At 52.0% G+C, this 11,609-nt stretch carries 6 protein-coding genes; all 6 read right to left on the bottom strand.

What is annotated here, in order from left to right:
* Positions 1-52: 52 nt before the first annotated feature.
* Positions 53-3,934, bottom strand: a complete 3,882-nt coding sequence (locus ACN0SY_RS13630) for a hypothetical protein (RefSeq protein ID WP_417687964.1) — start codon at positions 3,932-3,934, stop codon at positions 53-55.
* A 72-nt stretch (positions 3,935-4,006) separates the two neighbouring features.
* Positions 4,007-5,119: a hypothetical protein gene (locus ACN0SY_RS13625; RefSeq protein WP_417687962.1), complete on the bottom strand. Its 1,113-nt coding sequence runs from the start codon at positions 5,117-5,119 to the stop codon at positions 4,007-4,009.
* Between the two features lie 197 nt (positions 5,120-5,316).
* A complete protein-coding gene (locus tag ACN0SY_RS13620) occupies positions 5,317-7,470 on the bottom strand; it encodes a DUF6371 domain-containing protein (RefSeq protein WP_417687960.1) in 2,154 nt (717 codons plus the stop codon).
* On the bottom strand, positions 7,463-7,774 hold the full coding sequence (locus ACN0SY_RS13615; protein ID WP_417687958.1) for a hypothetical protein: 312 nt from the start codon (positions 7,772-7,774) through the stop codon (positions 7,463-7,465). Before ACN0SY_RS13615 ends, ACN0SY_RS13620 begins: the two co-directional genes overlap by 8 nt.
* A 527-nt stretch (positions 7,775-8,301) precedes the next feature.
* Complete coding sequence (locus ACN0SY_RS13610) at positions 8,302-9,162, bottom strand: hypothetical protein (protein ID WP_417687956.1); 861 nt, start codon at positions 9,160-9,162, stop codon at positions 8,302-8,304.
* 77 nt (positions 9,163-9,239) lie between these two features.
* Entirely contained in the window at positions 9,240-10,562 is a 1,323-nt protein-coding gene (locus ACN0SY_RS13605) for a tyrosine-type recombinase/integrase (RefSeq protein WP_417687954.1), read from the bottom strand.
* Positions 10,563-11,609 lie beyond the last annotated feature (1,047 nt).

Here is an 11,609-nt window from a genome sequence, read left to right as displayed (position 1 = left end):
AGAATAAATGATTCACCCCTGTGCATCTTGGTGAGCCAACGCGACATGCACCTCATCTATCAGCAGCCGGAAATTGCTCTGCGATGTCCGCAAATGTGCAAACTGTGACGGCGTATTGCTCGGCGATCTTTGAAAACTGGATGGGCGTTGACTGACTGAACAGCAAGACCCTGTCAATGCGTTCAACATCAAATCCGACAAACTGAGATAGCTGTGCGATATTGGCCTCGATATCTTCACACCGATCGAGATGCTTTTTTAGATCATCACGTTTGCCGTTTGCTTTCAGAACGCCTTTGTAATTGGCGAGCCGTCTCGCAATCTCGCCGATGGTTTTGTCAAATGACAGGTCTTTGCATTCAACAACAAGGACGCGCTTTTGCGTTTTGTCCCATGCAAGGACATCCACATCACCAAATGCCGGATTTTTCTTCCTGTTCAGAATCTGGCCGTCCGATAGATTGGCTTGTGCATCCCATCCGGTGCTTCGGAGTTTCTCAGCGACTTTTTCATTGAACGCTTCCCCCTGATCGCCATTCACTAAGCCAACCCATTTAAACATCAGGCCATCTTGTTTGAACATTCGCTGATCAAGCGCACCATCTCTCGCGTCGGAAACAAACTTCGCAACGTTCATGATAATCATCGCAGGGGCGATCAGGCACTCCGGATCGTCGCTATCTTCGAGCTGAATAATCGGTCGAGAAACCAGCGAGAGCTGGCGTTGAAATTGCCACGGGAACCAAGCAGAACTTATATACCCCTCAGGCGACACGTCCCATTTTTCACGCGGAATGAACGAAAATGTCTGAATACAGGCCGCGACAATTTCAGAAGAGAGACTGCTTTCGCTGCAAAGCCGTTTGATCAGGTTTGACAGTTTCATCTGGAGTACCGCTTTGCGGTCAGTCACCAGCAATGCGTCAATTCCGCCAACAAAAGCCTGCAAGTTATCTAAGGTAAAACCATATTCCTCACGCCAAGCTTCTTCAAATTGCCGATCGTGATCGGAGGGCGTCTGTTCTGCTTTTTCTTCGGCATCTCCATCAGTATCCGAAGCGTAATTTTCAATGTATTTCTGCGCAGAGTTTCTGAGCGAAATGGACTGGAAATGCTCACCAAAAGGCTGAATGACTTCCTCAGAAAACTCATGGTTCATCATCACTTCACCGGCAGGCGAAATTTTGATCTCGGGCGGCATCATTCCGGCGATCATTGCCTCCGAATACCCGCCCATGTGGTGAATCAAAGATGCATAAGCCAACATTTGCGCGATGTCATAGTTCCCTGGTTTTAAACCGCCATTGAGCGGACTTTCACAAATTGCCGCTTCTATTGCTATGCGCGACGACATGCTTGCGGCGTTGAAGTTCCCGATTTGTTTGATTGCTTCGCGCGTTGCCAGAGATTTATCCGAGCTCAACGCCTCAACGGCACCGTAGGTCCGTTTCCACGTATCCATTTCCGCAAACAAGGCTTCGTGATTTCGAAGCAACTTCTCTACGAGCATACGTTTGTCGAACTGCGCGACGCTGGCTTTAAAATTTTGAACCAGCTCATTCACAAGTTTTCTCAGGTAAGCCTTACATTCATCAATACCGTCAATCTGACTGCCCTCGGATGGATTCCTGCAAAGCCACCCAAGACCCAAACGGGTATAGGCATCGTCCATCTTCTCGATAATTTGAACCGTATCGGGCAGATCGCTTCTTACGTAGTCGCGCAGTTGCGGAACGGAAAATGCGTGGAAGTGCCGAGCGCTATCTGTCTTAACCACTTCATTAACGGTAGCGTCTATTTCGTCTTCATCGGGTGTTTCAGACAATGCCGTGAAACAAGACCGTACGAGCGCCCGTACAATGGCCCGTTCGCCAAAGTTATCAGGGCGACGGCCAGCCGAAATGAAACCTTCTTTCACATCGAAAGTGACCGAAACGCCGGCATCGTTACTCCTACACTCAACCAGCACAGAAACGTCTTCATCACTTGGTATCGGATCATTTCCATCCGGCATCCTGCTATCCTGAAAATGGAAACAGCAGGATGCACGAACACCCTCTTGAGTACGTTCAAGCTGATCGAAATGTTGGAATACCAACTCACCCCAATGCATCGTCATGTTGCCAAGGTGAAATCTCGTTTCTATATCCAACTCCGGAGACGTATTGGCTTCAACCCAGTAAGTTCCGCGATCTCCGATGTAGACGGACCGGAATATCCGCTCATCCAAGGCAGCTATATCGGCATAGAACGGCGAAAGGTCTTCGGTACCATATCTGGGAGTGCCGTGTGCTCGTCGCAGTTTTGCTATTGAGCCATCCGGCCTGGCTAAAGTTCGTACGTCTGCAGACAGATAGGCGGTGTGCCGCAGCCTTAGGTTACAGTTTAGAGGAATATTGAAGAAGCCTTGGCCGGACTCATTAAGCAGGTCATCATCCATCTTTTCGTGCGGGATAATGTGACCGTTGTTCCCTTTGATCCACGCGAACAGATTTAGAAAACCATTGGCGTTCATGACCTCAATATTTAAACGGCCTAATGCATCGCTTGCATCCAGAACCCTAAGCAGGTCGAGAGCTTGAAACGACGGAGTTCTGCTCAGCGTAGTCGCATCGTGCGCTGGGATCATCTCTGTCCGCCAGCCTGATGGATTATCTCCAAGCCTCAGCCCCAAGGAACGCCCCCAACCACAACCGATCACGAAGGTCACACCTTCCCGAAATCCGTCTTTGGGCGAATAAGTTTGGTACGCGTGATCGACAGATTTGTTAACAAAATCACTGATTTTCTCGACTGGATTGAGTCCGATAAAACCACCGTTGTCGAAACCTTCGAAGCCATCGACAAAAAACAAAAGATGCAAATACCTTCCCTGATCTATTTCTTTCACGACCTGGGATGAATAAAAACTGTCATATCGCTGCATCTCAAGCAGAGGAGCGGAGGACCCCAAGAAACTCTCATTCGCAAAATGCATCGTATAGGCATTTGCAAGCGCTGCATGAAGGCTCTCCTCCATGCCTGCCTTGATGCAGCTTGTAATCAGAAAACACCTGATCGCCGTACCGATCAGGCCGGGCTGATAGACGATCAGCCCATTCTTCGTCGGAAAAATTGGCTTAAAGTCGAGTGGGCTATGTCCGGGGCAATAAGCCTCAAGGTTCTCTACATCATTGCTGCCAATTATGAACGGACGCAAAGAATTGGGGTCAATACCGAGCTGTGCCAATTCTTCGAATGTAAAACTGGCGCGCTTGCGCAATTCAGACCAGGTGCGATTGTCAGGCTTTCTTATATTCGAGACCGGCGTAGTGTTACCTACACTGTACACGGGTATTCCAGTGCGTTCAGCTAGTTCATCCGATAACCGGAGTAAACTACCGACGGCAGCTTTCAGCGCCTGGTAAGAACCATTATCAGGCATGTCGTCAAGAATTGTCAGAAACAACTGGGTGTGAAATCCGTTGCCCTCCGCATTGCCTTCAAACAAGCGGAAATCGCCGGCCTTCACCGATGCGATTGACACGAACACGTCTTCTGCTGCGTCTTCTTGCCGACCACACGTACCCTTATCGAGTTGGTTGAACCACGCGACGATCTGGGCCTGAGACGGGCGACCTTTCCCTTTCGCGCATAAGAATGCCAGATGGATCAGCACTTCCATTCGATAAGCGTTTGACTGGAATTCAGGCAATGTGAGCATCGAGCCGATTATTGCCAAGCAATGCTCTAACGAGCATCTCGACAAGCCGGATGCAACAACCGGATATTCTTTTACAAACTCACCGTAGTTAGAACTCATTTTCGGGAAATTGAGAGCATCTGGCGGCAACTCGCCATCAATCGAAAGCTTTGCTATTTCCATGCTGGGCGAACCTGATTTACCCTTCATGAAATCAGAAATTATTTTTAGAATGTCATCTTCTTCGCTCAAAATATCTCTCACTGCAAAACGCGCTTATACTGTGAAGCTCAATTCGCGCACCGGTAATTTCTCCACACACATCTAGTTCAATCCCTCAATCCACACTACCGCATCTTCAATGTCAGGGGTGACGTAGCATTCGAACTGTTTGTCCAGTTGCAGGTGCTTTTGTTGGATCATCGTGCAGAGTGGACCTTCCGAGAAAAAGGCATCGCAATAGGCAAGTGCTGCAGTGGCATGATGAAAATCAAAAATGCCGTTGCTTACGACTTTCTGCCCTTTATTCCAGCGCAGCGATGCGTGAAGGCTGGCAAGGATATGCATCGTGCGGAGCTCTTTTTGAGCCTTGCCTTTTTCAAGAGCCAGAGCCATGAGATTCTTATAGCTATTTTCCGCCTGCTGGCGCTCTTCAGATGTAGGCTCGGGCAAGATTATTCCCTTAGCTGCGGCGATCTCGGGAATAGTGTCTGCTGCAATGGCGCCCGCAATATCGACAACGCCCCATGCCTCTGCCTTGTATGCCTGTTTGAAACTGCGCAACTCATGGGCATGCTCGGCAATACCGGCATTTAAATCATTTGCCAGATTGCTGAAGTCGCGGCCCGGAATTTCAGTGTCACCAATTTGCTCGACCATCTGCATGAGTGGAATGGTCCACATATGATCAAAGAAGGCTTTTTGAATGGCCCGTTCGGTGGATGGATCAAAAGGCGTCTTATATGGATGGAGGATGCCGAGCACGTAGCTCAACTTGCACCAGACCAGTTCTTCGAGTGGATATAGGTCTGTATGCCCGGAATTCTTATAGAGAAAGTGAGCCACTTCCGTCCCAACTCTCATATCCTCTGGAATGAGGGTGATGCCCAGGCTTAGCTCGTCAATCAGCGCTGCCGTCATGGTGCGAGAAGTCGGGTCAGACTGCTTCATCAGCTCGACGAATGTATTCTCGCTGATAGGGCAGAATATCAATCCTGCTTTTGTTTTCTCACGTAAAAGATCGAGAAGTTTGCGGGCTGTGTCGATCGAATGACTTCTAATGGCATCACGCAGCATGATCCAAAAACACATATCGAGATAGACGGCACGGCGTGAACGAAGGCTTTGCCCCAGTGCCTTGATACGTCGGTTCGCATGCTGGTCAATCGAGATGTCGGGTTCACCAAAATGTTCTTTGAAACTCTTGGGACTATTCATATCCGCCACCTAGGCCTTTTAACTGACTTGATAGTTGAGTTCATCAGATTCCACAACCGTGAAGTCGTGCCGGAACTGGTGTCGAAGGCTTGGGTGATAAGCTGGAAAAGGTTGCGATGAACCGAGCCAATCATTTCGGCGATTGGGCTTCTTTCAAACAGTCTGATTGCGCATTGATAACGTCAGATTTTTTGAGCTTAGGCATGTTGCAGCTTTAAAAAAATCAGCCGTTTCGCCCCTGTAGATCGTTTGGTCGTCTGAATTCCCCTATGCCGTAGAAGCGGTGCCGCCCTGTCGACCGCGTTGCCGAGGGCGTTCGGTTTGGCTGGCCAGAAGCGGGAGCGGCGGAGGTCGTCGGAGACAATACGGTTTAGGTGTCCGAGCAGCTCCGTAGCTGTCCCTTCCCATCCATTTGTCGGGTGTTCTTCCTGAATGAATTTCAGGATTGCGACAGCAACGGGGTCGGATTCAAAAACTGCCTCGGTCGTGGCTTTCCGATTGGCAGTGTAGGCAGACATGAACTCGCCGGTCTCCCAACCAAGACCAGGCTCCGCTGCAGTGATCAGATGCGCAAAGTCTGCCATGCGGGGCTTCTGTTTGAGGTCAACCGCGTCCCAATTTCGTAGCGCAGTCGAAACTGCATCGAGCAGCGCGCCAAGGATGCCGGGCTTCGACTGATCCCACGCCTTCCAGAATTCATCTTCGGTTTGACGTCCTGCCTCATCAATCCTCAGAAGACGTACCGTCAGGGATCGTTCAGCCAGGTCAGCGCGATCTGTGAGGCTGGGGATCCCGTTCAAAATCACGGGCCGCGAGCCCTGAAACCAGAACGGATCGGCATCGGAATGAAGCTTGCGGGTAATGAAACCGGCGCCGGTCGCGAGGCGGCAAACAGCATCGGAAAACCAGCTCTCCACCTTGGAGACATTGTCGAACGACAGAACGTGGTTGTTGACGGCCATGACGACGAGGTCTCGCCCGTCCTTCGGGGTAGCAAGAGCCGAGACATCGCTTGGATCGGTCAAGCTCCGCAGCAAGCGCGCCATCGTTGTTTTGCCGCTGCCTTGTTCCCCGCCTAGCGCCAAAACCGGGAAGGTCTTTCCGCGACCGAAGAGGCTGGCAACCAGCCATGCGACGATGAGCTGGAAGTCGTTGTCATCGGCATTCACGAAGCTCCGGAACGTTTCGATCATCGTTCCAGGCTCAGGCTCTGGAAGCGCGGCCATCGTTTCATTTCGGAGGAACCGGGCCTTCGGCTTGTCTACAATTTCCCAGCCGTGTCTGGTTATCTTCACCGCCCGCCAGTGTTCATCGCAGAGGTCCAGCCAGCAAGCCTCCCCATCCCATCCCGCACGCAACATCGGCCGATGGCAGGCGCCGTCTTCCAGTGCGCGCACTTCGAGAACGCGCAAGGCATCAGATATGGCTTGGCCGGACGGGACATGCCCGGTTTGGTGGTAGATGCGCCCCGAAAACCAACGCTTGAAGTGGATGCCGTCAATTCGCCAGTGTTCTGTGTGGCCGTTGACCTCAATGGACGCATAGGCCTGCATCTGAGGCGTGTGCCACAGTTCGGCGCCATCTGCTGCGGACAGGATTGATGACGGCTTTTTCTTTCGGTTGGATTGGGGTTTCCGCATTGTCTGCGATGCGGACTTGGTTTTCGTTTCAACGGATCTGATTGATTGGCCCGACCTGACGAAGTTCAGCGCCTGATCTGGCGACCATCCGGCTTGCAGTGCATCTGCTGCATCCCAACCGCTTCCAACGTCCTTCGGAGGTTCAAGCCGGGTGATCGAATTTGCGCCAGCATGTTCGGCGCGCTCTGCGACAGCGTCGGCGTATTTTGATCCGGCTGGATCTGCGTCAGGCCAGATGATCACACTACGGTCTTTCAAGGGTGACCAATCGGTTTTTGCTGCACCATTTGAACCGCCCGGGGATGTGATTGCGATATGATCGGGCAAGAGAACCTGCGCGGCATCCGCAGCCTTTTCGCCTTCCGTTATGATGATTGGCGCAGTGGGGTTCTGGGCCATCTTGTCCAAACCATAAAGCGGTCGGTTCTCTGGCCAGGCTTGCCAGCGCCAACGGAGCGCTCCGGGTTCTTCGAAGAGGCAAAGTGGGCGGAAGCTTTTGCTGCCGTCTTCGGCTTCAAACCGGAGGACGAAACCGAGAAGACACCCCTGCTCGTCCACATAGCGCCAAACTTTGGACGGTTCCCCAAGCTTCGGATGAGCGGATGGTGCTTGCGGTGCAGAGACGGGAACCGGCACAAGGCAGCGTCGGCTGGCTTGTCTGCTATTGGAACCGGGTGTTTTCAGGATCGGGGCAAATGGATCGCTAGGCATATGGATCGACCCTCAGCATGTCGGCGATCCGTAATGCCGCCTCCTTTTGCGACAAGTCGAAGAGATAGGCTGCAAGGGCGACGAGATCGCCGCCCTTGTTTCCTGTTGCAAAGTCACCCCATCGACCAGTCGACAGGTTCACCTTGAAGCTACCCGTGTGGTGGTCGGCGCGGCGTGGATTGCGGGCAACCCACTCCTTGCCTTCCTGATATCCATCCGGAAGCCAACGGCGACACAGGCTGTCGGAATGAAGCTGTGCCGCCTTTGCAATCTGGCCAAAGTTGATCGAAGGGCTTACCGGCATGGCGGCAATTCCTTCAGCTGGAAGTTCAGAATGATTATCGAATCCAAACCCGGCTCTGCGTCGATTGGGGCCAAGCTGACCTCGACGGACTTACTCTCCTTCAACATCGCTAAGACCATCGAGGCAGGAGGGCGGTCCTTTCCGCTTAGAATAGTTGCGATCTGAATGAGAAGAGTAAGTGCGTGTTGCTCGCTTTCCAGTAAGTGAGGCATAATTTCATACCTCGCCTTGACTGGTGGACTTGCGGCGATTGGCTTCAAGCCAATCGTCCAAATCGCATATTCGATACCGTACCGCTCTGCCGAGTTTCAGGTAGATGGGGCCTTTTCCCTGCACTCGCCACGCCTGCATGGTTCTCGGCGAGGCCCCGACATAAGGTCCGGCAATCTTTTCGCAAACGCATCGTTTGCGATCGAGTTCTTTAGAGATGGCTTCCATTACCATCGCTCCTTGTTGGTTGCGATGGTTGGAGCCTGATTTCAAAACCTCATCTATAATAGGGAGGGGGGAGCAAATCGCTGGAGGAGTTATTTTAAGACTTTGATTCCGCGATATTTTTTCGGGATTGCGCCCGACTTCTTCCAATCTTGCGGGGCGTATTTGTCCCAGAGTTCCTTGAAACGACCTTTGCCAAGCTTCGGAAATTTGCCCTTCGTGTCGACAAAAACCTTGGGCCGATTGCAAAATTTCACATACCTGAAAAACTCTAGTTCCAGCCAATCTGCGATCTCAGAAGTCACAAGCCGGGGAGGCTTGTTGAGCTCCTTGCGTGTCTCGTCAGCCAGCACCAACCTTGCGTTACTGAAGCGTTGAATGCGTCGATTTTGGAGAGGCAGGAGAACATCATTGCCGACAAAATTCAGGCGGATTCTTCCCGGCCTCGACCTCCAGTCTGACCTGTCCAGCTTTTCTCTGGCACCTGATGGATCGCGCACCGAGATCTCAATACGTCCATCTGATATGTAATCAAAAAGTGCCTTAAGATAGCTCAGGATCAGATGCACAGCCTGCCGGACTGGTTCCGGTTTGGCCGGTACTATCTTCCCATCTGCGACTTTTCGTCGAATGTATCGCCTTACGCGTCGCCCGGCATCGCCCGACCTAACCCTATAAGATGGGTTCGGTACGCGTTCGTAAGTGTCCGGCTTTTTGCTTTGCGCTGTCACGCGTCGACATACTAGTTCGACGTCGAATGTGAACGGTACATTGCCATCAAACACCCAGCTTAAAAGTGCCTTGCTTGATTTTGGAAAGGAAGAATCGACTTCCAGGGCGTTGGCGCATGCATTCTGCACTTCCTCAGCAGTCCAAATCAGAAAATCAAAGGCTTCCAGAAGCGTCTGTCCGTCCAACGCTTTGAGGTTCTGTCTTGGAAATTCGATAATCATGGAACAGGGGGCGTTGAAGAGAATATACAATTATAGATAGCATAAATCGGCATCCGCAATCAGATCAAGAGTGCGACTCAACTTGGAGAGGGGGGGCGTCGTGGGAATTGAACCACATTGCTGGTTTCTTGATATGGGCTGGGCGTGGGCTCTGGACGCTTCGCCAATCCATCAAGGAGTCGTTGGCCGATAACACCGGACAGAACACGGATCGGATCCAGATCCGTGTTTACATACCGGTTTGTGATCGTGACGTTGCGATGCCGGAGCAGATGGCTGATCAGAAAAGCATTGCCGCCTGATTGCGATGCCAACGTTCCAACCGTGTGCCTGAGATCATGAAGGCGCACATCTTCGATCTGAGCATGTTTGCGGATCCGCCGCCAAGCAGATTCAACAACCTCTTTGCTCACATGGCGTGTCGCGTCCCCATCGCGGGGTATGACATAATTGCTGCGCTTCGTTACAGCCAGTTCGTCTATGAGATCCATGACGGTATCGCTGACGGGATGCGGCTTCCGGCCGTCACCCTTCCGGCTGGGGAGGGCCAGCATCCTGTTTTCGAAATCGACGTGCGACCATTCAAGCGTCAGGATCTCCGAGAGCCTTGCCCCGGTGTGCAGAAGCAATCGGATGACAAAGAGTGCTGGTTTGCTGACAGGCGTTCGGCGGTTCTCTTCATCTTTCGGCAGGTGTTTGCGCGTCTTTCCGCTGGCTGTGATCACCCAAGGCAATCCGATTGTTTCCGCTTCCTCAAGAGTGGCACCTAGACGGCCCAATTCTTGGTCCGACAAGAAACGATCGCGTTCGGCTTCCTTGTAACGCTTGATCAGACGCACAGGGTTTGAAAGTTCAGGCCTCCATCCCCAGACCTCTGCCAGATTGAGTGCCTTGGACAAGACTGACAGCGTCATATTGGCCTGACGCGGTATGTGCTTCAGCTTGGAATGCAACTCCGCGATGTCTCTGCGTGTCAGTTCCGTGACTTTCATTGTGCCAAGGTGAGGGCGCAGGATATTTTTGATGATGTGTTTGAAGGTGTGTTGCGTCGTCTTTGCATTGTGTACCAAAACATGATCCGACCAGTATTTGTCCAAAAGGTCGTTGATCGTTGGCGCTGCGCGGAAGGAGTGCCGGGTCGCCATGGGATCTTCGCCATTCCGGATCCGGGCAATAAACTCGCTTGCCATCCGCTTTGCTTCCGTTGGAGTGAGAGCTCCGTACGGCCCGAGCGTGAGCCTTCGGGACCTTCCGCCCAAGGTGCGGTACTGGAGGATGAAAGACTTCTTGCCGCTGGGCAGGATCAGAAGGCCGAAACCCTTGAGGGTTTCATCCCACAAGAATTGCTGCTTGGCGCCGGGCTTGGCTGCATCGATCAAGCGTTTTGAAAGCCTGGGCATTCTTCGTCTCCACTGACAGCATGAGACGGCAATCGGGAGCGGCTATTTGCGTTCCGCTCATGGAACCGCATTGCGTTGTCTGCTGTTTTGACGGCCTGACGACTTCTGACGAACGATCAGGGTTCATATGTGCACCAACACTGAGGCCGCTCTCTTTTTGGTCCTGAAAGGGCTTTCTGTGTAAGCACTGTGTAAGCAGATGGAAGCGAATTGGCGAGAAAAAGTCAACAATGGATAGTAAGGGAATTTTCATAAGATATTGATATATAGTAATTTATCGTAAAATAGCGAAAAGCGCAGTATTGATAAAAAGACAACTACGAATCTGGGGGTCGGGGGTTCGAATCCTCCCCGGTGCGCCACTCTTCAAAAGAAAATTTTAGATTTGATTGCCCGGCAGACTCTCGTCGTTGCCTGAGATGCTTCGCGTTCTTCATACGCTTTGACGATGACAGTTGCCTAAGACCTCACATGTTGTGCCACCCTTTCCCCGCTGCGCTGAGCGTCTGACCGATACGCTGAGCCCATACAATCTTGACGCGGGCAATTTGTTCCAGCTCGCAACGCAATCGCTACCATCATCTCGAAAACGCACCCGCAGCGCCTGGGGGGCAACTTCTCCGGACGTCTACGCGCACTGATATGCGTCCGCCAATTCTAGTGCGGCGTGATCCGACCGTGCCGGGACCTTACTAGAGGGCTTGCCATGAACCGCGTGTCTCCCCTCGGGACCTGGAGCTGGATCTTCGTTCCCACACGCAGCGGCTCGAAGTGGCGAAAAGGTCGGGCCACGAAGCAGGAACTGAGATTTCTCCACTTTGAGACTGGCAAAGAGCTCTGTTCGTTGTGCACTGGAATAGCGGCGCATGCCGGTTCTTCAGAATAGCTCCGTCTCCCGGCTCAAACCTTTCCTGGAATTAACATTTTGTGGAGTAGCGCCAAAACCGAAGGAAAACGCTACGGCCGTGAGCTGCTTGCGTTTGGCTTATCCACATTGGGTAATTTTTGGATTTTGATTTGTTCTGTTTTTTTGGATTTTGGCGTTGA

Origin of the sequence: Roseibium sp. (genome assembly GCF_048261595.1) — a bacterium.
GTDB lineage: Bacteria > Pseudomonadota > Alphaproteobacteria > Rhizobiales > Stappiaceae > Roseibium.
This window is presented reverse-complemented; position numbering and strand designations above follow the sequence as displayed.

What these genes read in the sequence shown, in the direction of transcription:
- ACN0SY_RS13615 (WP_417687958.1), bottom strand. Translation starts at nt 7,774, where the DNA reads ATGCCGGTAAGCCCTTCGATCAACTTTGGCCAGATTGCAAAGGCGGCA.
- ACN0SY_RS13605 (WP_417687954.1), bottom strand. Translation starts at nt 10,562, where the DNA reads ATGCCCAGGCTTTCAAAACGCTTGATCGATGCAGCCAAGCCCGGCGCC.
- ACN0SY_RS13610 (WP_417687956.1), bottom strand. Translation starts at nt 9,162, where the DNA reads ATGATTATCGAATTTCCAAGACAGAACCTCAAAGCGTTGGACGGACAG.
- ACN0SY_RS13625 (WP_417687962.1), bottom strand. Translation starts at nt 5,119, where the DNA reads ATGAATAGTCCCAAGAGTTTCAAAGAACATTTTGGTGAACCCGACATC.
- ACN0SY_RS13620 (WP_417687960.1), bottom strand. Translation starts at nt 7,470, where the DNA reads ATGCCTAGCGATCCATTTGCCCCGATCCTGAAAACACCCGGTTCCAAT.